Origin of the sequence: Microbispora hainanensis, assembly GCF_036186745.1 — a bacterium.
Classification (GTDB): Bacteria; Actinomycetota; Actinomycetes; order Streptosporangiales; family Streptosporangiaceae; genus Microbispora.
This window is the reverse complement of the sequence record NZ_CP108086.1, coordinates 480,355-502,518: the sequence shown is the minus strand read 5'-3', so window position 1 is coordinate 502,518 and position 22,164 is coordinate 480,355. Positions and strand designations below refer to the sequence as shown.

The 22,164-nt window shown below is 70.9% G+C and carries 25 protein-coding genes and 1 tRNA gene; 14 read left to right on the top strand and 12 right to left on the bottom strand.

Features of this window, described 5'->3' with window-relative positions; translation table 11 throughout:
* The first annotated feature begins 356 nt into the window (after positions 1 to 356).
* Complete coding sequence (nhaA, locus tag OHB01_RS02280; protein ID WP_142645980.1) at positions 357 to 1,664, top strand: Na+/H+ antiporter NhaA; 1,308 nt, start codon at positions 357 to 359, stop codon at positions 1,662 to 1,664.
* 328 nt (positions 1,665 to 1,992) lie between these two features.
* Here the strand turns inward: nhaA and OHB01_RS02275 are convergent, their stop codons facing one another.
* Positions 1,993 to 3,168: a cytochrome P450 gene (locus OHB01_RS02275; RefSeq protein ID WP_328854879.1), complete on the bottom strand. Its 1,176-nt coding sequence runs from the start codon at positions 3,166 to 3,168 to the stop codon at positions 1,993 to 1,995.
* A 372-nt stretch (positions 3,169 to 3,540) separates the two neighbouring features.
* Here OHB01_RS02275 and OHB01_RS02270 point away from each other — a divergent pair, with 372 nt between their 5' ends.
* The 3 genes from OHB01_RS02270 (at position 3,541) to OHB01_RS02260 (ending at position 5,654) form a co-directional block, all read left to right on the top strand.
* The gene (locus tag OHB01_RS02270; protein ID WP_142645978.1) at positions 3,541 to 3,777 is read left to right on the top strand and encodes a hypothetical protein; all 237 of its coding nucleotides are present in this window, start codon (positions 3,541 to 3,543) and stop codon (positions 3,775 to 3,777) included.
* A gap of 123 nt (positions 3,778 to 3,900) precedes the next feature.
* Positions 3,901 to 4,839: an aldose 1-epimerase family protein gene (locus OHB01_RS02265; protein WP_142645977.1), complete on the top strand. Its 939-nt coding sequence runs from the start codon at positions 3,901 to 3,903 to the stop codon at positions 4,837 to 4,839.
* Positions 4,840 to 5,186: 347 nt separating this feature from the next.
* Positions 5,187 to 5,654, top strand: coding sequence for an ATP-binding protein (locus tag OHB01_RS02260; protein ID WP_168065700.1), 468 nt, complete (start codon positions 5,187 to 5,189; stop codon positions 5,652 to 5,654).
* A gap of 238 nt (positions 5,655 to 5,892) precedes the next feature.
* Here OHB01_RS02260 and OHB01_RS02255 read toward each other — a convergent pair whose 3' ends face one another.
* Positions 5,893 to 6,414: a shikimate kinase gene (locus tag OHB01_RS02255; RefSeq protein ID WP_205829933.1), complete on the bottom strand. Its 522-nt coding sequence runs from the start codon at positions 6,412 to 6,414 to the stop codon at positions 5,893 to 5,895.
* A gap of 87 nt (positions 6,415 to 6,501) precedes the next feature.
* On the opposite strand from OHB01_RS02255, the gene OHB01_RS02250 reads away from it, so the two are divergent.
* The gene (locus OHB01_RS02250) at positions 6,502 to 6,762 is read left to right on the top strand and encodes a DUF6458 family protein (RefSeq protein WP_142645975.1); all 261 of its coding nucleotides are present in this window, start codon (positions 6,502 to 6,504) and stop codon (positions 6,760 to 6,762) included.
* Positions 6,763 to 6,806: 44 nt separating this feature from the next.
* Positions 6,807 to 7,199 (top strand): ChaB family protein, encoded by a 393-nt coding sequence (locus OHB01_RS02245; RefSeq protein ID WP_142645974.1) that lies wholly within the window; start codon positions 6,807 to 6,809, stop codon positions 7,197 to 7,199.
* A gap of 39 nt (positions 7,200 to 7,238) precedes the next feature.
* Here OHB01_RS02245 and OHB01_RS02240 read toward each other — a convergent pair whose 3' ends face one another.
* Positions 7,239 to 8,198, bottom strand: a complete 960-nt coding sequence (locus tag OHB01_RS02240; protein ID WP_328709319.1) for a helix-turn-helix transcriptional regulator — start codon at positions 8,196 to 8,198, stop codon at positions 7,239 to 7,241.
* An 89-nt stretch (positions 8,199 to 8,287) separates the two neighbouring features.
* On the opposite strand from OHB01_RS02240, the gene OHB01_RS02235 reads away from it, so the two are divergent.
* Positions 8,288 to 8,839 carry an ATP-binding cassette domain-containing protein gene (locus OHB01_RS02235; RefSeq protein WP_147943457.1) on the top strand — a complete coding sequence of 184 codons (552 nt, stop codon included), beginning with the start codon at positions 8,288 to 8,290 and terminating at the stop codon, positions 8,837 to 8,839.
* Positions 8,840 to 8,851: 12 nt separating this feature from the next.
* On the opposite strand, the gene OHB01_RS02230 is transcribed toward OHB01_RS02235, so the two are convergent.
* The 3 genes from OHB01_RS02230 to OHB01_RS02220 form a co-directional block, all read right to left on the bottom strand.
* A complete protein-coding gene (locus tag OHB01_RS02230; RefSeq protein ID WP_328709320.1) occupies positions 8,852 to 10,678 on the bottom strand; it encodes a transketolase in 1,827 nt (608 codons plus the stop codon).
* Between the two features lie 157 nt (positions 10,679 to 10,835).
* Positions 10,836 to 11,828 (bottom strand): SDR family oxidoreductase, encoded by a 993-nt coding sequence (locus OHB01_RS02225; RefSeq protein ID WP_419197582.1) that lies wholly within the window; start codon positions 11,826 to 11,828, stop codon positions 10,836 to 10,838.
* A 10-nt stretch (positions 11,829 to 11,838) separates the two neighbouring features.
* Positions 11,839 to 12,087, bottom strand: coding sequence for a hypothetical protein (locus OHB01_RS02220; protein WP_142645972.1), 249 nt, complete (start codon positions 12,085 to 12,087; stop codon positions 11,839 to 11,841).
* A gap of 269 nt (positions 12,088 to 12,356) precedes the next feature.
* Between OHB01_RS02220 and OHB01_RS02215 the strand changes: the two genes are divergently transcribed.
* Both OHB01_RS02215 and OHB01_RS02210 read left to right on the top strand, forming a co-directional pair.
* The gene (locus OHB01_RS02215) at positions 12,357 to 13,442 is read left to right on the top strand and encodes a glycosyltransferase family 9 protein (protein ID WP_142645971.1); all 1,086 of its coding nucleotides are present in this window, start codon (positions 12,357 to 12,359) and stop codon (positions 13,440 to 13,442) included.
* Positions 13,439 to 14,536, top strand: coding sequence for a DNA topoisomerase IB (locus tag OHB01_RS02210; RefSeq protein WP_328854877.1), 1,098 nt, complete (start codon positions 13,439 to 13,441; stop codon positions 14,534 to 14,536). Before OHB01_RS02215 ends, OHB01_RS02210 begins: the two co-directional genes overlap by 4 nt.
* 294 nt (positions 14,537 to 14,830) lie before the next feature.
* Here the strand turns inward: OHB01_RS02210 and OHB01_RS02205 are convergent, their stop codons facing one another.
* A complete protein-coding gene (locus tag OHB01_RS02205; RefSeq protein ID WP_328854876.1) occupies positions 14,831 to 16,039 on the bottom strand; it encodes a glycosyltransferase in 1,209 nt (402 codons plus the stop codon).
* A gap of 493 nt (positions 16,040 to 16,532) precedes the next feature.
* Here OHB01_RS02205 and OHB01_RS02200 point away from each other — a divergent pair, with 493 nt between their 5' ends.
* Positions 16,533 to 16,778: a BON domain-containing protein gene (locus tag OHB01_RS02200; RefSeq protein ID WP_142645968.1), complete on the top strand. Its 246-nt coding sequence runs from the start codon at positions 16,533 to 16,535 to the stop codon at positions 16,776 to 16,778.
* Positions 16,775 to 17,503: a metallophosphoesterase family protein gene (locus OHB01_RS02195; protein ID WP_328854875.1), complete on the top strand. Its 729-nt coding sequence runs from the start codon at positions 16,775 to 16,777 to the stop codon at positions 17,501 to 17,503. Before OHB01_RS02200 ends, OHB01_RS02195 begins: the two co-directional genes overlap by 4 nt.
* Before the next feature lie 152 nt (positions 17,504 to 17,655).
* Here the strand turns inward: OHB01_RS02195 and OHB01_RS02190 are convergent, their stop codons facing one another.
* Complete coding sequence (locus tag OHB01_RS02190) at positions 17,656 to 17,805, bottom strand: GPGG-motif small membrane protein (protein WP_167530303.1); 150 nt, start codon at positions 17,803 to 17,805, stop codon at positions 17,656 to 17,658.
* Positions 17,806 to 17,925: 120 nt separating this feature from the next.
* Between OHB01_RS02190 and OHB01_RS02185 the strand changes: the two genes are divergently transcribed.
* Positions 17,926 to 18,744 carry a TIGR03557 family F420-dependent LLM class oxidoreductase gene (locus OHB01_RS02185; RefSeq protein WP_328854874.1) on the top strand — a complete coding sequence of 273 codons (819 nt, stop codon included), beginning with the start codon at positions 17,926 to 17,928 and terminating at the stop codon, positions 18,742 to 18,744.
* A gap of 91 nt (positions 18,745 to 18,835) precedes the next feature.
* Here the strand turns inward: OHB01_RS02185 and OHB01_RS02180 are convergent, their stop codons facing one another.
* Both OHB01_RS02180 and OHB01_RS02175 read right to left on the bottom strand, forming a co-directional pair.
* Positions 18,836 to 19,324, bottom strand: a complete 489-nt coding sequence (locus OHB01_RS02180) for a DUF6328 family protein (protein ID WP_142645966.1) — start codon at positions 19,322 to 19,324, stop codon at positions 18,836 to 18,838.
* A gap of 19 nt (positions 19,325 to 19,343) precedes the next feature.
* Positions 19,344 to 19,844: a DUF1360 domain-containing protein gene (locus tag OHB01_RS02175; RefSeq protein WP_328854873.1), complete on the bottom strand. Its 501-nt coding sequence runs from the start codon at positions 19,842 to 19,844 to the stop codon at positions 19,344 to 19,346.
* A 55-nt stretch (positions 19,845 to 19,899) separates the two neighbouring features.
* Between OHB01_RS02175 and OHB01_RS02170 the strand changes: the two genes are divergently transcribed.
* Together OHB01_RS02170 and OHB01_RS02165 are read left to right on the top strand one after the other, a co-directional pair.
* On the top strand, positions 19,900 to 20,496 hold the full coding sequence (locus tag OHB01_RS02170) for a nucleotidyltransferase family protein (protein ID WP_142645964.1): 597 nt from the start codon (positions 19,900 to 19,902) through the stop codon (positions 20,494 to 20,496).
* 248 nt (positions 20,497 to 20,744) lie between these two features.
* A tRNA-Lys gene (locus OHB01_RS02165) sits at positions 20,745 to 20,821 on the top strand.
* An 88-nt stretch (positions 20,822 to 20,909) separates the two neighbouring features.
* Here OHB01_RS02165 and OHB01_RS02160 read toward each other — a convergent pair.
* Both OHB01_RS02160 and OHB01_RS02155 read right to left on the bottom strand, forming a co-directional pair.
* Positions 20,910 to 21,260 (bottom strand): DoxX family protein, encoded by a 351-nt coding sequence (locus tag OHB01_RS02160; protein WP_328854872.1) that lies wholly within the window; start codon positions 21,258 to 21,260, stop codon positions 20,910 to 20,912.
* A 22-nt stretch (positions 21,261 to 21,282) separates the two neighbouring features.
* Entirely contained in the window at positions 21,283 to 22,059 is a 777-nt protein-coding gene (locus OHB01_RS02155) for an SDR family oxidoreductase (protein ID WP_328854871.1), read from the bottom strand.
* Positions 22,060 to 22,164 lie beyond the last annotated feature (105 nt).

The following is a 22,164-nucleotide window of genomic DNA, read 5'->3' as shown; positions in this document are numbered from 1 at the left end:
GGGCTTGGACGGGGAGTGGCCGGACACGGAGGTCCTGGACGTGGAGGGTCGGACACGGAGCGGCCGGTAGAAACAAGGCGTAGATCGAGAACCTTCGTCTCCGGCACCGATGAGCAGGCGCTCACCGAGGGCGAACCCGTGGGACGACCGAGGAGATCTGTGGGAACGGCCGAGGAGATCTGTGGGAACGGCCGAGGAGAATACCTGGGACGACTGAGGACCTGGGACGGAAGGCGCAGCAGGGGTGCGCGCTAATGGCGCGGCTGATGACTCGGTCCGATGCGCTCGTAGGATGGGTGTGGGGTGCCGGGAAGTCTGGTCGGCGGTCGTCGAATCGAACCCGGAAACGGAGCGTCATGGCCCCGACCCGCCGCCTGTCTGTCCTTGGTCCCGCTTCCCGGGCTGAGACCCGTCGCATCGCCGACATCCTGCGCAAGGAGACGATCGGCGGCGCACTGCTCCTGATCGCCGCTGTCGCGGCCCTCGTCTGCGCCAACTCGCCCTGGTCGGAGGCGTACGAGGGGCTGCGCTCGGCGACGATCGGGCCGGCCGCATGGCATTTGGACCTCAGCCTCGCCAAGTGGGCCTCGGACGGGCTGCTGGCGATCTTCTTCTTCGTCGCCGGCCTGGAACTCAAGCGCGAGTTCGTGGCCGGGGACCTGCGCGATCCTCGTCGGGCCGTCGTTCCCGTCGCGGCGGCCGTCGGTGGTGTGATCGTCCCGGCGCTGCTCTATCTGCTGGTCAACTCCCTCATGGACGGCGAGGCGCGGGGGTGGGCGACTCCGACGGCCACCGACATCGCGTTCGCACTGGCGGTGCTCGCCGTGGTGGGGCGGCGGCTGCCCGCCACGCTGCGCACGTTCCTGCTCACGCTGGCCGTCGTGGACGACCTGCTGGCCATTGTGATCATCGCGGTGTTCTACACGTCGCATCTGTCGGTGCTGCCGCTCCTGGCGGCGCTGGTGCCGCTGGGTGTCTTCGCCGTGCTGGTGCAGCGGCGGGTGCGCTCGTGGTGGCTGCTGCTCCCGCTGGCCACGCTGACCTGGGGACTGGTCCACGCCTCGGGTGTGCACGCGACGGTGGCCGGGGTGCTGCTCGGCTTCGCCGTCCCGGTCCTGCGCAGTGAGAAGGCGGGTGGTCCGGAGGCGGGGCCTGGGCTCGCCGAGCACTTCGAGCACCGGTTCCGCCCGATCTCGGCCGGGGTGGCCGTGCCGCTGTTCGCGTTCCTGTCCGCGGGGGTGCCGCTCGGAGGGCTGGACGGTGTGACGAACCTGCTCGCCGACCCGGTGTCGTTGGGCGTCGTCGTCGGGCTCGTCGTGGGCAAGCCGCTGGGGATCATGGCGGCCACCTGGCTGACCGCCCGCTTCACCCGTGCGGACATCAACGAGGGGCTGGCGTGGGTGGACGTCGGCGGGCTGGCGATCCTGTCCGGCATCGGGTTCACGGTGGCCCTGCTCATCGGCGAGCTGGCGTTCGGCCTCGGCACGGCCCGCGACGCCCAGGTGAAGCTGGCGGTCCTGACCGGCTCGCTGGTCGCGGCGCTGCTGGCGACGGTGGTGCTGCGGCTGCGCGATCGCGCGTACCGGCTGGCAGCCGACACCGAAACCGGTGGCGAAACCGACGCTGGAGCCGGCACCGAACCCTTGCACGGAAATCGGAGCTGAAGCCGACGCCGCCAGCGACGCTGACACTGGAGTCGACACGGAAGCCGGCACGGAAGCCGGCGCCGAACCGCTGGGCGCGTGGCCGAGCCCGCTTGATGGGCGGCCCGGCCCTGCTCGCCGTCGCTGTCGACGTGCGGTTACCCGCGCCCCCGGCCGCGCGCGGCCGTCGTCCGGCTCACGGGGCTTCGCCCGCGCCCCCGGCTGCGCGCGGCCGTTTTCCGGTTCATCGGGCTTCGCCCGATACCGGGGCCGGGCGCGAGACGGGGACACGAGCATCCCGTTCCACGTCGACCGGCCGGGGAGGCGGACCGCTGTCACCTCCTGACGTTCACCAGGTGACGGGCAGCGCCTGGAGCCCTCCGGCCAGCCTGTCGGTGTGCGCCTTCAGCTCCTCGTACGGCACCGCGAGCGCCAGCGCGGGGAAGCGCGTGAAGAGTGAGCCGAAGACCGCGCGCAGTTCGACCCGGGCCAGGGACGCCCCGAGGCAGTGGTGCGGCCCGTGGCCGAACCCGACGTGCGGCTGGGGATCGCGCCGCCGGATGTCGAAGGTGTCGGGGTCGGGGTAGACGCGCTCGTCCCTGTTGGCCGCCGGGGTGGACAGCATGACGAGCTCACCCGCGCGGATCCGCACCCCCGCGACCTCGACGTCCTCGTGCGCGTAACGCACCAGCCCGTGTTCGCTCGGCGAGGCCACCCGCATGATCTCCTCGACGGCGCCGTCCACGAGGGAGGGGTCGTGCAGCAGCGCGTCACGCTGGGCGGGGTTGCGCAGGAACAGCAGCACGCCGTAGTCGATCTGGTTGACCGTGGTCTCGTGGCCGGCGAACAGCAGGCCACCCGCGATCCTCGCCACGTCGTCCTCCGGCAGCGAGGCCTCCGCCAGGTCGGAGTAGACGTCCTCGCCCGGGTTGTCCCGCTTCGCCTTCACGATCTCGTAGGTGTAGGTGTTCATCTCCATCTGGGCGGTGGCGGACCGTTCGGGATCGGTCAGGTCGGTCATCGCCTCGGCCATGGCCCGGAACCTGGTCCTGTCCTCGTACGGCACGCCGAGGAGCTCGCAGATCACCTGGATCGGCAGCGGGAGCGACAGACCGGCGTGCAGGTCCGCCGGCGGGCCCTGCTCGTCGAGCCCGTCGAGCAGCGCCCCGACCAGCGACCCGATCCGGTCCGACAACATCCGCATGCGGCGGGCCGAGAACGCGGGGGTGAGCAGGCGCCGCATCTGCTTGTGGACCGACCGCTCCGTGGCGTACTGGCCGGTCGGGCCGCCGAGGAGGGCGTTGTTCGACAGGCGGGCCGCGGTCTCGGGGGTGGGGTGGGAGCGGCCGAACCTGTCGTCGGCGAACACCTGCCGAATCTCCTCGTAGCCCGTGATCAGCCATGCCTCGTCGCCCATGGCGGTCGTGACCTTGGCGATCGGCGCTATGGCTCGCAGTTCGCCGAAGCCGGGGGATATCCCCAGGACGTCCGGCCGCTCGAACGGCAGCCGCGGGAGTCCGGGCATAAGTGACCTTCCCTTCGTTTTCGATGTCGGCCCTCTCGAATCTCTCCCCTGACTCTCTGTCCGGCAAGGTAGTAAAACCATGTACGGCATGACCCGAGAGGCGACATTTGCCACACGACACCTCGCCGCGCCTGCTCGCGCCCGGACACTCGTGCCCCGCGCATACCAGCGTCGTTCCCGCGACCCGGCATGAGACAGGTGGTACGGGAGGAACGGGGATCAAGTCGTGGTGAAGTCACCGCAACCGGCGGGAGATCTTCGTCGGGGCCGGTGTGGCGGTGCGGCCGGAGGGGGGAGACCGCTTCTCACTACCAATCGTGTCCGGATGAGCACACCGTTGTCTCCCGGCACAGAGCCTGGAGGTGGTGACGAGTGCGGTTCTCAGCCGAGGACGCTGCCTGGAGACAACTGAGCAGCGAGTACGCCGGCCGCTGGTCGATCTGGAGGAGCGACGCCGGCCGCTGGTACGCGACCCGGCTGACCAGGTCGCTGTCCCGGATCGAGATGGACCGGGGCCTGATCATGACCGCATGCGGCGAAAGCGCGGAGGAGTTGCGCGCCTTGCTCACCGCGCAGGAGGGCCTTGCGGGCAAGACGCTCTCCACGTGACGCCCAGGACGTGGGCCCGGTCCGCTGCCGGGCTCACGACCCGAGAGTCCGCCGGGTCTCGGCCCCGAGGCTCTCCACAGGGTGCCCTGCGGGCGTCATGGGCCGGATGGGAAAATCCCTCTCATGACAGAATCAGCGGTTCGCGAAGCCGTTTCCCCGACCGGCACGCAGCACACGATCGCGGCGCACGGATACGCGGCGACCGTCACCGAAGTGGGCGGGGGCCTGCGCGCCCTGACGTACAACGAGCGGCCGCTGATCATGTCGTTCCCCGCGGACGCGCAGCCGGTGGGCGCCGCCGGACAGTTGCTGCTGCCCTGGCCCAACCGGGTGCGCGACGGCAGATACGACTTCGACGGCGAGACCAGGCAGCTCGCGATCACCGAGCCCAGGACCGGCAACGCCGCGCACGGCTTCGCCCGCCTGATGCCCTGGACGGTCCTCGACCGGGACGACGCCTCGATCCGGCTCGGGCTGCGGCTGTTCCCCCAGCTCGGCTATCCGCACGTGCTCGACCTGACCGCGTCGTACGCCCTGGGGGAGGCGGGCCTGGAGGTCGAGGTGGCGGCCGTCAACGTGGGGGAGGGCGTCGCGCCGTACGGCATGGGCGCGCACCCCTACCTCACCCTCGGCGAGGAGACGGTGGACGACGCCGTGCTGGAGCTGCCCGCGGCCGAGTGGACTCCGGTTGACGAGCAGCAGATCCCTACCGGCCGTCGCCCGGTCGAGGGCACGGAGTACGACTTCCGCGCGGGACGCCGCATCGGCGGCACGGTGCTCGACACCCCGTACACGTCCCTGCGGCGGGACGGCGACGGGCTGGTGCGGGCCCGGCTCCGGACGTCCGGCGGATCCCGGGGCGTGGAGCTGTGGGCCGCGTCCGGCGTCGAGTGGCTCCAGGTCTTCACGGGGGACACGCTGGCCGAGCCGTACCGGCGGGCCGGAGTGGCGGTCGAGCCGATGAGCTGCCCGCCGAACGCCTTCGCGACCGGCGAGTGCCTGGTGCGCCTGGCCCCCGGGGAACGGGTCGCCCACCGCTGGGGGATCACCGCGCTCGGGTGAGCGGCAGGCCGGACGAATTGGGTCTTATGTCGCACAGTGGACATGCGAGATGATTCGGTCTGCGTGCATCGCGAGTCACGGATGCTCGTATTTCAGCTATTTTCATGGTGAAGCCGGTGGTGTGGGCACGTTCCGTGGTCACGGTGGCGGGCGGGGCATGCCGGATGGGGTGCCGCTGACGTGCGCACTCCCGGCAACGTACAGAAGATCGATGGCCTTTCCTCCTTTCCGCGCATCACGGAACGGGCATTGACCGGAAACAATCTTGTTTCTTTGAATTCACATGACTGCGTTGCGTGCCGTATCTTGAGCCGTGGGAGCGCTCCCATGAGCCTAAGGAGGCGCGCGTGACTCTCCCCTTCGGTACGGCGCCGGTCGACCCGGCCCCTGTCTGGACCGCGGAATGCCTCCTGCCCGCCATCGGAGCGAGTGTCGGCGAGGCACGTGCTCTCGTCCGCCGCGAGCTCGGCCGGTGGGGCCTGGACGAGCTCGTGGACGACTGCTGCCTCATCGTCAGCGAACTCGCCTCCAACGTCGTACGGCACGGCGGGAACGTCTTCACCCTGCGGCTCGGCAGCAACGGCACCTGGGTGTACGGGGAGGTCTTCGACCAGGGCGAGGGCGTGCCGCACCAGCGCGAGGCGGACATCGATTCGGTCGGCGGCCGTGGCCTGCTCATCGTGGACGAACTCGCCGACGACTGGGGAGTGGCCAGCTCGGGCCGGAGCGGCAAGACCGTCTGGTTTCTCGCCGGGTCCGGCAGCCCGTCGCCGCTGCCCGTCGTCCCGCACCAGATGCGCATCGCGGTCGGCTGACCCGGCCACCTGACCCGCCCGGCTCACGCGCGGCCCGGCCACCTGACCCGCCCAAACCGGCGCGCCCGCCGGCCCGAACCACGTGCCCCCACTGATCCGCCCGGCTCACGCGCGGCCCGTCCGGCGGATCCGCTCAACCTGACCCGCCCTGGGATCGGGCGGTCCTGTCGTCGGCGCAGGGCTTTTTGCGGGTCTCCTCAGCAGGGTTTTCCGTACGTCTTTTCAGCGGGTCTTCTTTTCAGCGGGTCTTCGCGCCGTCGAGACGCGCGAGCACCGTGGCCGCGATCTCCTCGGGCCTGTGGGTGGAGGGATCGACCGTCACGTCCGCGACCTCCCGGAACCACGGCAGCCGCAGGTCGCGCTGCTCGGTCAGCATGCGTACGAGGTCGGGCTTGAAGTGCGGGCGGTGGGTGCTCGACTTCATCCGCTCGGCCAGCACCTCGGGCGGGCCGTCGAGGAAGACCACGAAGGCGGAGGCCAGCGCACGGCGCGTCTCGGGGTCCTCGACCGTGCTGGCGGCGGCCGCGACGACAGGGGTGGGACGGTCCGCCAGCGCCTCCCGCAGCACCAGCGCCTCTCGGGCGTGCAGCTCGTCCGCGCCCACACCGGCGGCCATCGCGGCGGCGGTCGTGCCGAACCTGGCCTCCAGATCGGCGTCGCTGTCGCGCATGGGACGGCCGAGCGCGTCGGCGAGCAGCCGGGCGACGGTGCTCTTCCCGGCGCCCATGAGTCCCATCACCACAATGGGGATATCGGTCATAACTCGCAATGCTGCCCTATGCGGGCACCCGCATGCGACGTTTGGAATCCGTGGAGGGGATAGAGCAGAAGGCGAAGGAGGAAAGCCATGACCATCGCCGGAAGCATCATCCTCATCATGCTGGGGGCCATCCTCACCTGGGCGGTCGACTTCACCATCGCGGGCCTCGACATCCAGGTGATCGGGGTGATCCTCATGGTGGGCGGCCTGGCCGGGCTGCTCTTCGGCATCTGGCGCCTGACGACGGTCCGCCGCAGGACCACTGTCACCGCTGCCGCCCCCGTGGACACGACCGCCACCCGCCGCCACGTGTACGAGGAGCGGCGCTACGACGACCCCACCATCTGACCCCCTCCAACGGACTTCCGACGGCCTGAAGGGAGGCATGGAACATGCCAGGACGTAAGGAACTGCCCTCGACCCTGGAGCGCTCGCCCAAGGAGGCCCAGGAGACGTGGATCAAGGCGCACGACTCCGCCGTCGAGACGTACGGCGAGGGCCAGCGCGCCCACCGTACGGCGTTCGCCGCACTCAAGCACTCCTTCGAGAAGGTGGGCGACCACTGGGAGAAGAAGGGGGGACGCGGACCGTCGGACGAGCAGGCGAAGAAGGGCACGCCGAAGCAGGGCAAGACGGCCGAGGGCGTAGACGCGAACGCGTCCAAGCAGCATCTCTATGACGTCGCCGGCCGCCTCGGCATCCAGGGCCGGTCGAAGATGACCAAGGACGAGCTCGTGGACGCCATCAAGAAGGCCAACCGTAAGGCGACCGCCAAGGCCCGCTGATCGCTCTCGTACGCGCCGCCGGCAGCCCGGAAGGGCCTGTCACGTGGACGGTGGTTCCGGGCGGCCGGAGGCGGCGAGGAGACGACGGGCGAAGGCGGCATAGGCACCGCGGAAGTCCTCGGGCTCGATGACGGTGAAGTCGGCGTCGAGACGGGCGAGGCCGAGGACGAGCCATTCCCAGGAGTCGAGCCAGACGGTGACCCGGGTCTCTCCGGCGCCGAGCCCACGGCGCATCTCGGCGTCCTCGAACTTCAACGCGTCGGCCACCTGGTCGGGCCGCGCCCGCACGACGAGCCGTACGCGCCGGCGGTCGGCGTTGAGGCCCTGGCGGAGGTAGGCCAGGGCCGCGTCGGCGGGCAGGGCGCGGGGAGCGTGCCGGACACCGGTGCGCACGAGGTCGCGGACGCGGTCGAGGCGGAACACCCGCCAGTCGTCCCTGTCCAGGTCCCACCCCAGCAGATACCAGCGCAGAAGCAGATGGACCTGCCGGTGCGGCTCCACCCGCCGGCGGCTCTCCCCGCCGTGTCTGTCGCGATAACCGAACCGTACGACCTCCCGGTCGTCGATCGCCTCGGCGAGACCGGCGAGAAGCGCCGCGTTCACCGCGGGCGCGAGCTGCCGGCCGGTCTCCAGGCTCGCCCGCAGCGCGGCCACGCGCGGCCGCAGCCGCGCGGGCAGGAACTGGTCGAGCTTGCCGTACGCGCGGGTGGCCGCGTCGTCGAACGCCCCGTCCTCGCCCGAACCGGAGGAGGCGAGAGTCGCGAGACCGAGCAGCGCGGCGATCGCCTCGTCATCGTCGAGGACGAGCGGGGGCATCGTCCGGCCCGCCACGAGCCGGTAGTAGCCGCCCGGTCCCGGCTGAGTCTCCACGGGATAGCCGTACTCCCGGAGCCGGTCCACGTCGCGGCGCACGGTGCGGGGGCTGACGTCGAGGCGCGCGGCCAGTTCGTCCCCGCTGAACGGCCGTCCCGTCTGGAGGATCGACAGCAGGGTCAGCATGCGTCCCCGCCGCGCTGTTCAGCGCCAACTCCGAAGGCGCCTGCCCGAAGTGCGACGGGCTCGGGATCATCTACACCGACCTGGCCTTCATGGACGGCCAGGAGGTCGTCTGCGAGGCGTGTGAAGGGCGGCGCTTCACCCCCGAGGTGCTCGCGTACACCGTCGACGGTCTGTCCATCGCCGACGTCGATGCCCTCTCCGTCGACCAGGCCAGGCGCCGGCTGTCCGACACGGCCGTCGACCGGGCGCTGCGGCACCTGTCGCAGGCCGGTCTCGGCTATCTCCGGCTGGGCCAGTCGCTCACCACGCTGTCCGGAGGGGAGTGCCAGCGACTCAAGATCGCCAAGGAGCTGCGCGACGCCGAGCGGCCCACGACGTACGTGCTCGACGAACCGACCACGGGCCTGCACATGAGCGACATCGACGGACTGCTCCGGGTCCTGGACGCCCTCGTCGACCGGGGGCACACCGTCGTGGTCATCGAGCACAACCTGGACGTCGTCCGGCAGGCCGACTGGCTGATCGATCTCGGGCCCGGCCCCGGCAGGCATGGCGGCCGCGTCCTCTACCAGGGGCACGTCGCGGACTACCCGCCGGACGCCGGGACGCCGACGGCCCGCGCCCTCGCCGCCCACCGGTAGGCTCGGCGGGTCTCAGCGGAGCAGGGACAGGACGGCCTCGCGGATGGCGCCCCTGTCGATGCCGGCGTCCTCCAGTTGCTCCTGTGAGGTCGCGCTGCCCGGCATCACCGACACGCCCAGCTTGCGTACCGGCACCGGCGCGTCCGCGAGCGCGGAGAGGACGGCGTCGCCGAGCCCGCCCTCCGGCCAGTGGTCCTCCACGGTGACGACCTTCCCGGTGGCCCTGGCCGCGTCGAGCAGCTCGGCCGAGTCGAGCGGCTTGATCGAGTACGCGTCGACGACGGTGACGGAGACGCCGTCCTCGGCGAGCAGGTCGGCGGCGGCCAGCGCCTCGTGCACGGTGATGCCCGCGGCCACCACGGTCGCCTGGCCGCCGGTGCGCAGGATCTTGCAGCCGCCCACCGGGAACTCCTCGTCCGGGCCGTAGATCACCGGGGTCTCGCCTCGGGTCGTCCGCAGGTAGCGGATGCCCTCCAGGCCGGCCATGTCCGCGACCAGCCGGGCCGTCTGGTTGGCGTCACAGGGGTAGAGCACGGTGCTGCCGTGCACCGCGCGGAACGCCGCGAGGTCCTCCAGGCCCATCTGGGAGGGCCCGTCCTCGCCGATGGACACTCCGCCGTGCGAGCCCACCAGGCAGATGCCCGCCCGGCTCACCGCCGCCATCCGCACGAAGTCGTACGCCCTGGTGAGAAAGGCGGCGAACGTCGCGGCGTAGGGGGTCCAGCCGCGGGCCGCCATGCCGACGGCGGCGGCGACCATCTGCTGCTCGGCTATGTAGAACTCGAAGAACCGCTCGGGGTGCGCCTTGGCGAACGCCTCCAGCTTCGTCGAGTCGGCCACCTCGCCGTCGAGCCCGACGACGTCGCCCCGCGCCGTGCCGAGCGCGGCCAGCGCCTCGCCGAAGGCGGTCCGGGTGGCCACCCGCTCACCCACCTCATATGCCGGCAGGTCGAGCGTGCCGTCGGCGTACCGGTACGGCGTGGCCGGGGCGTCCGGCGGGGTGACCTCGACGGTGAGGGAGCGCGGCCCGCCGAGCTCCTCGATCGCCCGCTCGGCGTCCTCAAGCGGCTTGCCGTGCTTGCCCTCGCGGTTCTCCACGGCCGACACGCCGCGGCCCTTGCAGGTCCTGGCGATGATCGCCGTCGGGCGGCGCCGGGTGGCCCGGGCGTCGGCGAGCGCGTAGTCGATCTGGCCGGGGTCGTGGCCGTCGATCTCGATGGTGTGCCAGCCGAAGGCGCCGAGCCTGGCGGCGTACGCGCCGAGGTCCCAGCCGTGCCGGGTCGGGCCGCGCTGACCGAGCCGGTTCACGTCGATGATCGCCGTGAGGTTGTTCAGCCCCTCGTGCCCGGCGTGCTCGAACGCCTCCCACATCGATCCCTCGGCGAGCTCGCTGTCGCCGCACAACACCCAGACGTGGTACGGCAGGCGGTCCAGACTCCGTGCGGTCAGCGCCAGCCCCACCCCCACGGGCAGGCCGAAGCCCAGCGAGCCGGTGGCCACGTCGATGAACGGCACCCGGGGCGTGGGATGTCCCTCCAGGCGGCTGCCGCGCTTCCGGAAGGTCAGCAACTCCTCGTCGCTGATCACCCCGGCGGCCTTGAGCATCGCGTACAGGAGGGGTGAGGCATGGCCCTTCGAGAAGACGAGATGGTCGTTGGCCGGGTTGGCCGGGTCCGCGATATCAATGCGCAGGTGACGCGCGAGCAGTACGGCCATCAGCTCGGCCGCCGACATCGAGGACGTGGGATGTCCCGAGCCGGCGGCCGCGGCGGCCCGCACCGAGTCCACCCGGAACTGGGCCGCGAGTTCGCACAGGAAGTGGTAGTCAAGCTCGTCCATCGCCCTCGACTACCCCGGTATGCCCCTACGTATCAGCAGGAAAAGGTCGTGCCTCGATATAGAGCGATATTCACACCCGCGCGTATCACCGACCGGGCTGCCGGGCACCTCGCCCGAGGCCGGGTCGGGTAGGGGAGAGGAGCGCGGGCCTGAGCCGTCAGCGGCGGCGCAGGCCGAGTCCGGCGAGGGCGGCGAGCCCGAGGCCGGCGGCGGTGACGAGGCGGCGGTGCTGCGACATCCACAGCTGCACGCTGCGGCCGTGCGAGCGCCGGTCGAAGCCGCCGTGCGCGCCGTAGTCCTTGTCCTCGTCCGCCGGTTCCCACAGGTTGGACACCCCGGTCGGGGTCTTGTCACCGGTGAGCTGCGACTTCACTCCGGTCCTCGCGAGATAGCGGTCGAGCAGCGCGGGCGCCAGCCGCTGGCCGATGATCGTGGCCGCGGTCATCCCGCCGACCCAATACTCCTTGCGCTCCGGATGCCCGGCGGCGTAGACGAGCGCGTCGGCGGCCACCTCCGGCTGGTAGATCGGCGGCACCGGCTGCGCGTGCCGTCGCATCCGGTTCAACCCCCAGTCGAACTGCGGAGTGTTCAGCGCCGGAAGCTGCACCACCGTGATCTTCACGCCCGAGTCCTCGGCGAGAAGTTCGGTCCGAACCGACTCGGTGAACCCGACGATCGCGTGCTTGGCGCCGCAGTACGCCGACTGCAGCGGGATCGACCGGTAGGCCAGGGCCGAGCCCGCCTGCACGATGACGCCCCTGTCGCGCGGCTTCATCATCTCCAGGGCCACCCGGGTGCCCCAGACGTAGCCGAGATAGGTCACCTTGGTCTCGCGCTCGTACTCCTCGGGAGTGATCTCCAGGAACGGCGCGAACACCGTCGTGAACGCGATGTTGATCCACACGTCGATCGGGCCCAGCTCGGCCTCGGCGCGCTGGGCGGCCTTGCGGACCTGGTCGTAGTCGGAGACGCCCGCTGCGAAGGTCTTTCCGGTGCCGCCCTCCGCCCCGACGTCCACGGCCGCGCCGGCGAGGCCGGCCTCTCCTCGTGCGATGAGCGCGACCTTCGCGCCCTCCGCTCCGAGCTGCCGGACCACCGCGCGGCCCACGCCGCCGCTGGCGCCGGTCACCACGACGACCTTGTCCTTCAGGCTCACCTCGTCATCCTCTCGATCGGGGCCCGCCGCCCAGCTTCTTCTGCTTGCGTACGGCGAAGGCCATGTAGAGGCCGATGGCCGCCATGATCACCACGACGATCCCCGTCAGCACCCACAGGCGGCCGACGAAGGAGAGCACCAGTACGGCGACGCAGAAGACCAGTGCGAACGACCCGATGCGGATGCGGATCACATCCATCGGGGTCGCCTCCACCATGGGCTTGCCGGTCGGAGAGCGTTGTTCTTCGGTCATGGGGCCCCCTCTACCCTCGAATCCGGTTCGCTATCGCCGCGGTCGAACGGGCCTGGACATATCCGGGGTGCAGCGCCGTCATCTCCCGGCGGCTACCCCCGAAAACGCAGGGGAAACAGCAGGCACCGCAGACCCGTCCGCTCGGTTTGGGGCCGTCCCACCGGGGTAACCGGGATCAGACGTCGCTCCACACGAGTGCTCCGCCGGGGGTCAGCCGGCGGGCCGGACGAATGGGGGTGTCCGATGCACGAGGGGACGGGGCGGGTGGCATGAGCGCCCTGCTCGTGGAAGGAGTCGAGCGGATCGCGGTGCTGAGGGCCAGCGCCCTCGGCGACCTGCTGCTGGCGCTGCCCGCCATCGGGGCGCTCAGGCGGGCCTACCCGGCCGCCAGGATCACCCTGCTCGGCCGTGAGTGGCACGCGCGGTTCCTGCGCGATCGCCCGGGTCCGGTGGACGAGGTGGTGGCGTTGCCGCCCATCTCCGGCGTCTCCTCCCCGGCCGACGGGTCCGGCGGGTCCGCCGCGCCCGAGAAGCCGTACGAGGAACGGTACGAGGAGCTGTGCGAGGACCTGCGCCGGCGCAGGTTCGACCTGGCCGTCCAGATGCACGGCGGCGGGCGCGACTCCAATCCGTTCATCCGCCGCCTGGGAGCGCGGGTGACGGCCGGCCTGCGCGCCCCCGACGCCGAGCCGCTCGACCGCTGGGTGCCGTACGTCCACTACCAGCACGAGACCCTGCGCTACCTGGAGGTGGCGGGGCTGGTCGGCGCGACCGCCACCGAGATCGAGCCGAGGATAGCGGTCGTGCGGAAGGACTGGGCCGAGCTGAACCGCACGCTCGGCAAGGTGCCCAGGGGACTGGTGGCGATCCACCCGGGCGCGGGGGACCGGCGCAGGAGATGGCCGCCGGAACGCTTCGCCGAGGTAGCCGACCGCCTCGGACGGCCGGTGGTGGTGACCGGCGTCGAGGAGGAGCGGGACGTCGTCGAGAAGGTCGTCGCGCAGATGCAGACCCCGGCGAGGGCCGTCGTCGGAGAGCTGTCCCTCGGCGGGCTCACGGCGCTGTACGCCGCCTGCGACCTGCTGGTCTCCAACGACACGGGGCCGCGTCACCTGGCGGCGGCGACCGGCACCCCCACCGTCGGCGTCTACTGGTGCGGCAACATGATCAACTGGGGTCCGCTGAGCAGGGGCCACCAGCGGCCGCTGATCTCCTGGACGTCCGGCTGCCCGGTCTGCGGGACGCCCGCCGACCCCCGGCTGGGCATGCGGGAGTGCGGTCACCAGGACGTCTCGTGGGTGGGCGACGTGAGCGTGGACGAGGTGCTCGAACAGGCGTGGGAGCTGCTGCGATGAGCACTGTGACCCACAAGGCGGCCACCCGGGGTTCCCCGGACGAAGAGACCCTCGCGGAGGCGGCCAAGGTCTTCCAGACACCGCCCGTCGAGCTGCGGCCGAGCGATCCCGGCGAGCCGGGCATCCGGCGCAGGCGCCGCGGGCGCGGGTTCAGCTACACCTGGGCCTCCGGCCGTACGGTGAAGGACCACGCCACCCTGCGCCGGATCAGGCACCTCGCGATCCCGCCGGCCTGGACCGACGTGTGGATCTGCGCCCATCCGGACGGTCACCTCCAGGCCGTGGGCACCGACTCGGCGGGCCGGCGGCAGTATCGCTACCACGACGAGTGGCGCAGGCAGCAGGACGAGGCCAAGTTCGACCACGTGCTGGAGATCGCCCGGCGGCTTCCGGCGTTCCGCGAGCGGGTCGCGCGCGACTTGCGCGGCGACGAGCTGAGCCGCGAGCGCGTGCTGGCCACCGCCGCGCGCATGCTCGACATCGGCTTCTTCCGCGTCGGCGGGGAGGAGTACACCGACTCGTACGGCCTGGCCACGCTGAAGACCTCGCACGTCAGATGCGGCGATGGTGAGGTCGTGTGCCGCTACCTGGCCAAGGGCCGCAAGGAGCGGGAGCAGGTGCTGACCGACGCCGACGTGTGCGCGGTGCTGTCGGCGCTGTCGAAGGGCCGCAGGGGCGAGCTGCTGCGCTACCGCACCGACGAGGGCTGGGTGGACGTGCGGAGCGCCGACATCAACGCCTACCTGAAGGATGCGTTCGGCACCGAGGTCTCGGCCAAGGACTTCCGCACCTGGCACGCCACGGTCCTGGCGGCGGTCGGGCTCGCCGTCTCCCGCCCCGTACGCAGCGGCGCCGGGCGCAAGCGGGCCGTCTCCCGGGTGATGAAGGAGGTGTCGGAATACCTGGGCAACACACCGTCGGTCTGCCGCGCCTCCTACGTGGACCCACGCGTCGTCGCGCTGTACGAGAAGGGGCGGACGATCCCTCTCGGGCGGCTGGGCGAGGACACCGGCGAGGGCAGGCTCGCCACCCACGGGCCGGTCGAGGAGGCCGTCATCGAACTCCTGTGCCGGGCGCCCGCACGGCGCCGTTGAGCACCTGCCGCCGAGCACCTGCCGTCGACCGCCTGCGGTTGAGCACCTGCGGTTGAGCACCTGCCGCCGAGCGCCTACCGTCGACCGCCTGTGGTTGAGCACCTGCGGTTGAGCACCTGCCGTCGACCGCCTGTGGCTGACCATCTGCCCGTTGACCGCCTGTGGTTGAGCACTTGCGGTTGAGCAGCTGGAAACCGCACCGGTGAGCGGACCGCCGATGCCGCCGATGCCCCCGATGCCGCCGGAACGCGGCACGGGGGCCGTGGACATCAGTGGCTCACCCCATAGGCCGGATCAGGAAGCGCTCCTCGCCGGCTCACGGGCGGACAGCACCCGGTCGTAGGCGGTCAGGGTCTCGGTGGCGATGCGGCTCCAGGCATACCTCGCGCGGGCGCGGTCGGCCCCCGCGATGCCGTACGCCGTGCGCCGCACCCGGTCGCCGAGCAGCCTGCGCAGCGCCCTGGCCAGCGCGGCGGGGTTGCGGGGCGGCACGAGGAGGCCGGTCACGGTGTTGACCACCGTCTCCTTCTGGCCGCCGACCGCGGAGGCGACGACCGGGACGCCGCAGGCCATCGCCTCCAGCGCCGCCATCCCGAACGGCTCATACCAGGGCACCGAAACGACGGCGGCGGCCGAGCGCATCAGCGCGGGCAGGGTGTCGCGCTCGACCCGGCCCAGGAAACGGACCCGGTCGGAGACGCCCGCCCGCGTCACGAGCCACCGCAGCCGGGTGACCTCGGGGTCGCGGTGCAGCTCGGCCGCCGGGGGGCCGCCCGCGATGACCAGCTCGGCGTCCCGCAGGTGCCGCAGGGCTTCGATGGTGGTCTCCAGGCCCTTGCGCGGCACGAGACGGCCGACCGACAGCAGGCGCGGGCGCTCCGGCCGTTCCAGAGGCTCGACGTGGGGGTGGAAGGTGGCGACGTCCACGCCGCAGGGGACGACCCGGGTCGCGCGGCGCCGCACGCCCATGCGGATCAGTTCGTCGACCTCGTCGTTGCAGGTCGCGATGATGCCGTCGACCCGCCGCCCGATGTCGGCCTCGGCCTGGACGCGCTCCCGCGGGCTGGTGTCCGCCGGGCCCTGGTGCCGCCGCTTGACGCTGCCGAGCGCGTGGTAGGTGTGGACGACCGGGATGCCGAGCTTCTCGGCCGCGGCGAGCGCGGCCAGCCCGCTCATCCAGAAGTGGCTGTGCACGATGTCGGGGCGGTCGAACAGCCACCGGTCGTGCAGCCACTTTCCGAAGTGGGGGATCCAGGGCAGGATCTCGTCCTTGGGCATCTCGGCGGCGGGGCCCGCGGGGACATGGACGACGTCCACACCCGGGCCGAAGGCGACGGTTTCCGGCAGGTCCTCGCGGTCTCTGCGGGTGTAGACGGTGACCTCGTGACCGGCGCGGGCGAGCTCCAGGGCGAGGGCGGCGACGTGCACGTTCTGGCCGCCGGAGTCGACACCGCCGAGGGTGGCGAGCGGGCTGGCGTGCTCCGAGACCATGGCGATCTTCACTGGGGGTTCCTCCATGTGCGGCAGTGGCGAATACCCGGCTCGGGGATCAGGGAGTCCAGGTGGGCGGGCCCGGCGGCCGGTACGGGCCCGGTGACCGGTACGGGGTCGACGGCCGGTATGGGGACGGCGGCCGGTCGCGGCGTGTGGGAGCCGCGGGCGCACGCATGGCGGGCCGCGGCCGGCAGGCACGGAGTGGGAAGGCGGGGGGTGGGAAGGCGGGGAGTGGGAAGGCACGGAGTGGGAAGGCGGGGGGTGGGAAGGCAGGGAGCGGGCGTGCGGCCCATGGGCGGCGACGCGGCGGGGTGGGGTCCGGTGCCTGTTCCCAAGACGCTCCTCCATCACGGCATGCTCACGCCGCGGAGGTACCTGCGTCTTAGGCACCGGAACATCAACTCCCCTATCCACCCTCACGCCCGTCAAACCAACGGGTTTCGCCCGGAAAGGGCCGGGCAGCGCTAGCGAGAAGGAACCGAGGGGGACACGAGGGGAAGAGATGGAGACGCCGCACTATGTCGCGGCCCGCGTCCAGCGGGCTCTCGCGGAGGACGATCGGACCACCGAGCTGGGCATTCGGGTGGATGTACGAGGAGAAGAGGTCTACCTGCGCGGACAGGTCTCCTGTGACGAGCGGCGCCACCAGATCGAGAACGTCGCCAGGGAGGCGGCTCCCGGCCTGCGGCTGCACAACGAGATCACCTTGGTCGAGGTGCGGGAGGCGGGAGAGGAGGAGCACCTGTGAGGGAGCTGCGGATCGCCGCCGTCGCCGACATCCATCTGGGCGAGGATCTGCGCGGCCACTATCGCAAGAAGATCGAGGGCATCGAGCGTCGCGCGGACGTGCTGCTGGTGGGAGGCGATCTGACCAGGCACGGCACGATCGCCGAGGGCCGGGTGGTCGCCGAGGAGCTGAGCGGCCTGCCCATCCCCGTCGTCGCCGTGCTCGGCAACCACGACTACCACTCCGACTGCAACCAGGAGATCATCGCTCTCCTCCGTGACGCCGGCATCGTCGTCCTCGACGACGAGAGCACGGTCGTCTCCATCGACGGCGTACGACTCGGGGTCGCCGGAGGCAAGGGCTTCGGCGGCGGGTTCGCCGGGAAGTGCGCGAGCGAGTTCGGCGAGCCGGAGACCAAGGCGTTCGTCCGGCACACCAAGGAGATCGCCGAACGGTGGCGGCGGGCGCTCAAGGATCTGGACGCCGACCACAGGGTCGTGCTCAGCCACTACTCGCCGGTCAAGGACACGCTGATGGGCGAGCCGCCGGAAATCTATCCGTTCCTCGGCAGCTACATGCTGGCGGAGGCGGCCGACGCCGAGGGCGCGGATCTTTTCATTCACGGTCACGCGCATGCGGGCACGGAAAAAGGCGTCACTCCCGGTGGTATCCGGGTGCGTAATGTCGCCCTTCCGGTCATCAAGCACGCCTACACCGTTTACTGCCTGAACGGCGACCATTGCTGATTCGCTGTTCCGATCCCGATCCCGACCCCGACCCCGGTCCAGATCCAGACCCAGGTCCCGGTCCCGAGACGGCCACCGGCCCTTCGGCCGGTGGCCGTCTCGGTGTCCGCGAGTAGCGTGGGTGAGGTTGCGGCTGGTGGGTGAGGTTGCGGTTAGGGATTGAAGATGCTGACGCCCCCGGGGCCGACCAGGAATCCGAGGACGATGAGGACGATCCCCCAGAGGATGTCCCGACGGGCCAGGATGACGTAGATCCCGGCGATGACCAGTACCACGGCGATGATCCAAAGCAGAGTAGCCATGGCCCTCCACTGCCCCTGCAAAGGGTCTCGTAACATCATCGAGCCCTGGCACCGATCGAATTTGCCGCCGAAGCACCCATTGTTACGTTTGCTTGACAATAACCAGGCATCTGGCGATGCATGACGACTTTCGGATATTTCCTGTCCAGTGAGGAGCATGATTCCAAGGAGCTCGTACGGCAGACGAAACTCGCCGAGGAAGCCGGCTTCGAGGTGCTGTGGATCTCCGACCACTTTCACCCCTGGCTGGACGAGCAGGGCGAGAGCTCGTTCGTATGGTCCGTCATCGGAGCCGTCTCGCAGGCCACGTCGCTGCCGGTGACCACCGCGGTCACCTGCCCCATCATCCGCGTCCACCCGGCGATCATCGCCCAGGCCGCCGCGACAGCCCAGACCCTGCTGGACGGCGGGTTCCGCCTGGGGGTCGGCGCCGGCGAGGCGCTGAACGAGCACATCCTGGGCGATCAGTGGCCCCCGGCCGAGCAGCGGCAGCGCATGCTGGAGGAGGCCGTCGACGGCTACATCCACACCGCGCCCGCCGCCGACATGGTCGAGGCGTTCCACAAGGCGGGCGGCGAGGGCAGGCCGTGCGCGGCCGGGCTGAAGGTGTGCTGGGCGAACGACGAGGCCGAGGCGCGCAAGACCGTCCACAGGCTCTGGCCCAACCAGGGGATCCCCGGCGAGGCCGCCCAGCTCCTGCCGCTGCCGCGGCACTTCGAGCAGCTCGCGCAGCTCGTCACGGAGGAGGCCGCCACCCGGTCGACGCCCTGCGGGCCCTCTCCGGAGGCACATCTGAGCGCGATCCGCGCGCACGTGGACGCCGGCTTCGACGAGGTCTACATCGCGCAGATCGGCACGGAGCAGGAGGGGTTCTTCGAGTTCTACTCGACGCGGATCCTGCCCCGCCTCAGAGAACGGCGCTCCAGGGAGCTGAGCTGACGCGAGGCATACGGGAGCGCGGCCGCCGCGGTCGCGTTCTGCTTCCGCGTTCTGCTTCTGGTCGTTCTTGGCTTCTAGCCGTTCTTGGCTTCTAGTCGTTGTCGACCAGGCGCAGCGACAGGAGCGGCTGGACGAACCACAGCCAGGCGCACAGCAGCGCCACGCCCGCGCCGATCAGCGCGGCGGGCCCCGGGCTGGTCAGCGCGTCCAGCACCAGGGCGGTGGAGCAGCTCATCGACACCGCCAGGGCCAGTCCGCCGGCCACGCCCAGCCGGTTGGCCCGGTGCAGCAGCAGCTCCTTGAGCCCCGACCGGAACAGGATCCGGTGCTGGGTCGCCGGGGCGATCGTGCAGATCGACGCGACCGCCGCGCTGACGACCGCCAGGTAGAACAGCCAGTTCCCGGTCGTATCGATCTTTCCGAAGCCGGAGGAGAACGGCAGCGTCAGCAGGAACGCGAACAGCACCTGCACGCCCGTCGCGGCCACCCGCAGGCCCTGCAGCAGCTCGCCGAGCTCGCGGTCGACGCGCTCCTTGCGGCTCTCGCCGGTGTTCTCCAGAGGTTCGAGCACCTCACTCATGTCCGCTTTCCCGCCTCGCTCACTCCGCGGCCTTCATCAGGCGCGCGTACGCGAGCTGGAGCCAGTCGGAGATCGCCACGGCCGCCATGGTGGCCCCGGCCAGCCGGGTCACCCTGGGGAAGAACACGGTGCCCGCCGCGTATCCGGTCGCCACCCACTGGGCCAGACAGAACGGGCAGGTCAGCAGCTCGCCCACAGCGTGCCGCAACCCGTGGCCGCGGACCTGCTCCTTGAGCTCCGCCGGGCCGGAGGGGCCCTCATAGCGGGTGAAGGGAGCGCGGATGGGGCTGGTGACCGGGTCCTTCGCGAGCGTGCGCGAGAGCCGGTGCGTGAACAGCCCCATAAGCATGAGGTCCATCGCCTTGATGTTCTCGGCGGGCCTGCGGCCCGTCAGCTTCGCCGCGGCGAGCAGCGCCGCGACGGCCCCGCCGTACACCGCGAGAACTCGTGTGTACGAGGCCAGGGGACGGTTGTCCTCGCCCTCGTACTCACGCTTGATCTCCTGGAGGGTCTCGGTCATGAGCGCGCTCTACCCTGGATTGTTTGCGCCGAACATGGCTGGGCAAGCGACGTAAGTGGGTAGTCACAGTCACGAAGTCACCGACGCGATCCTTGAGACGCTCAAGCGCGCCGGGGCCGGTCTCAAGGAGGCCGGGGTGCGGTTCGCGCTGGCCGGAGGCTGCGCCGGCTATGCGAGGGGCGCCGCGCCATCACTACATGACGTCGACTTCGCCCTGGTCGAGGAAGACGTCCCGCTCGCGCTGAAAACCCTGGAGAGCCTGGGTTTCCGGACCGCGAAACCACCGGAGGACTGGCTGGTCAAGGCGTTCGACGAGGAGGGCGTCCTCGTCGACCTGATCTTCTCGCTCGCCGACAGGCCCGTGACCGAGGCCATGATCGCCAGAGCCGAGCCGATCAACACCGCCGCGTTGAGCCTGCCCGTCCTCGAAGCCACCGACCTTGTGATCTCCTGGATACTGCCGCTGTCGGAGCACGCCTGCGACTACGGTTCGCTGCTGCCCATGGTCCGCGCCATGCGGGAGCAGGTGGACTGGGACCGGGTCGCCTCGGTCGTCGCGCCGTCGCCGTACGCCTCGACGTTCGTCACGCTCCTGGAGCGGCTGCGCATCATCGCCCCTACGACACCGCGGCCGGACGGCACCTGGCCCTGAAGGCCGCGCTCCGGTCCGCCGCACCGGTCCATACGGCACGGTTCGCCGGCGCAGGTTCGCCGGCACGGTTTCGCCGGCGTGGGTTCGCCGGCATCGTTCGCCGGTACGGTTCGCCGGGATGGAGAAAGGGCCGCGCCATGCCGGCGCGGCCCCTCTCATATGCAGATTGATCTGGCCGCGCCGTTTTCCCGGCGCGGGGCCGCGGATGGCGCGGAACACCTCCGGAAGCCGCTACTCTTGTGGTGCGGGCGCCGCTAGCTCAGTTGGTTAGAGCAGCTGACTCTTAATCAGCGGGTCCGGGGTTCGAGTCCCTGGCGGCGCACCACTTTCATCGCGACCTGTGGTCTCCCGGCGGCGACGCCTACGGGGGCCGCAGGTTTCGTCTTTCCCGGCCAGCGCGTCCCAGAGTCCGGTCACGTTGTGTAGGGGCCGAAGCGGGCCCACGCGGTGAACGCGGCGGCGACGAAGAGGACGACCGTGAGGGGAATCGCGGCGTACTCGTGCCGCCGGGCATGGAAGATCGCGGCCAGTGTCATGGTCAGGGCCAGGCCGGTCGCCGCCAGCGGCGTCAGGACCGGTGCGATGCTGGTGACCGCGGGCAGGACGAGCCCGGCCGCTCCGGCCAGCTCGGCGATCCCGATGAGACGGATCGCCGCCCCGGGGAAATCCGCCGTCCAGGGCATCCTGGAGATCAGGGTGCTCCTTGACGGGATGGCCTGCCTCGCGCCCGCCACGACGAAGACCGCAGCGAGGGTGCCCTGCACGGCCCACAGGAAGGCGTCCGTCTCACAGGCCCGCCGCCGACACGCCGCCGTCCACGGTGAACACCGCGCCCGTGGTGTACGCGGACCGGTCCGAGGCCAGGAAGGCGACGAGGTCGGCGATCTCGCGCGGGCTCGCGGCACGGCCCAGCGGGAACATCGCGGTCAGCTCGGGATAGCGGGACTCGTCGCCGAAGCGGGCGCGGGCCTGGGCCTTCATGAGGGTCAGGATGCGCTCGGTGGCGACGGGACCGGGGTTGACGCCGACCACGCGAATGCCGTCGGCCAGGCTGCGGCCGCCCAGGGCCCGGGTGAAGGTCATCAGTGCGGCGTTGCCGGTGCTGCCCGCGATGTAGTTGGCGTCGGCTCCCTCGCCTGAGGCGCCGATGTTGTTGATGATCACGCCGTGGCCCGCGGCCTTCATCCTGGCGTACATGTGCCGGGTGAGGTTGATGTAGCCGAAGACCTTCAGTTTCCAGCCGTGCCGCCACATCTCCTCGTTCACCGCGGCCAGCGGCCCGCCGGGGATGTCGCCGGCGTTGTTGACCAGGATGTCCGGCACCGGCACTTCGGCGGCGAACCGGTCGAGCTCGTCGCCGCGCCGCAGATCCACGAGGTGCACGGTGGCCGCCACGCCGTGCTCGGCGCGCAGGCGGGCGGCGAGGTTCTCCAGTTCGGGCTCGCTGCGTGCGGCGAGGTCGAGGTCGCAGCCTTCCTCGGCGAGCACCTCGGCGATGGCCGCGCCGATGCCCCGGGACGCTCCGGTGATGAGCGCCCGCTTGCCACGCAGGTTCAGGTCCATGACGTTGCCTCAATCTTGTCGGAACCATCGGTTCTGGTAAAAGCGTTGTCGAAACTGACAGTTTCGTCAAGGGGTCCCTGTCCGGGGCCGTCGTCACATGGCGCG

What these genes read in the sequence shown, in the direction of transcription:
- OHB01_RS02250 (WP_142645975.1), top strand. Translation starts at nt 6,502, where the DNA reads ATGACCATCGCCGGAAGCATCATCCTCATCATGCTGGGGGCCATCCTC.
- OHB01_RS02190 (WP_167530303.1), bottom strand. Translation starts at nt 17,805, where the DNA reads ATGGCTACTCTGCTTTGGATCATCGCCGTGGTACTGGTCATCGCCGGG.
- OHB01_RS02265 (WP_142645977.1), top strand. Translation starts at nt 3,901, where the DNA reads ATGACAGAATCAGCGGTTCGCGAAGCCGTTTCCCCGACCGGCACGCAG.
- nhaA (WP_142645980.1), top strand. Translation starts at nt 357, where the DNA reads ATGGCCCCGACCCGCCGCCTGTCTGTCCTTGGTCCCGCTTCCCGGGCT.
- OHB01_RS02155 (WP_328854871.1), bottom strand. Translation starts at nt 22,059, where the DNA reads ATGGACCTGAACCTGCGTGGCAAGCGGGCGCTCATCACCGGAGCGTCC.
- OHB01_RS02200 (WP_142645968.1), top strand. Translation starts at nt 16,533, where the DNA reads ATGGAGACGCCGCACTATGTCGCGGCCCGCGTCCAGCGGGCTCTCGCG.
- OHB01_RS02215 (WP_142645971.1), top strand. Translation starts at nt 12,357, where the DNA reads ATGAGCGCCCTGCTCGTGGAAGGAGTCGAGCGGATCGCGGTGCTGAGG.
- OHB01_RS02185 (WP_328854874.1), top strand. Translation starts at nt 17,926, where the DNA reads ATGACGACTTTCGGATATTTCCTGTCCAGTGAGGAGCATGATTCCAAG.
- OHB01_RS02175 (WP_328854873.1), bottom strand. Translation starts at nt 19,844, where the DNA reads ATGACCGAGACCCTCCAGGAGATCAAGCGTGAGTACGAGGGCGAGGAC.
- OHB01_RS02180 (WP_142645966.1), bottom strand. Translation starts at nt 19,324, where the DNA reads ATGAGTGAGGTGCTCGAACCTCTGGAGAACACCGGCGAGAGCCGCAAG.
- OHB01_RS02245 (WP_142645974.1), top strand. Translation starts at nt 6,807, where the DNA reads ATGCCAGGACGTAAGGAACTGCCCTCGACCCTGGAGCGCTCGCCCAAG.
- OHB01_RS02235 (WP_147943457.1), top strand. Translation starts at nt 8,288, where the DNA reads ATGGACGGCCAGGAGGTCGTCTGCGAGGCGTGTGAAGGGCGGCGCTTC.
- OHB01_RS02210 (WP_328854877.1), top strand. Translation starts at nt 13,439, where the DNA reads ATGAGCACTGTGACCCACAAGGCGGCCACCCGGGGTTCCCCGGACGAA.
- OHB01_RS02220 (WP_142645972.1), bottom strand. Translation starts at nt 12,087, where the DNA reads ATGACCGAAGAACAACGCTCTCCGACCGGCAAGCCCATGGTGGAGGCG.
- OHB01_RS02275 (WP_328854879.1), bottom strand. Translation starts at nt 3,168, where the DNA reads ATGCCCGGACTCCCGCGGCTGCCGTTCGAGCGGCCGGACGTCCTGGGG.
- OHB01_RS02230 (WP_328709320.1), bottom strand. Translation starts at nt 10,678, where the DNA reads ATGGACGAGCTTGACTACCACTTCCTGTGCGAACTCGCGGCCCAGTTC.
- OHB01_RS02240 (WP_328709319.1), bottom strand. Translation starts at nt 8,198, where the DNA reads ATGCTGACCCTGCTGTCGATCCTCCAGACGGGACGGCCGTTCAGCGGG.
- OHB01_RS02255 (WP_205829933.1), bottom strand. Translation starts at nt 6,414, where the DNA reads ATGACCGATATCCCCATTGTGGTGATGGGACTCATGGGCGCCGGGAAG.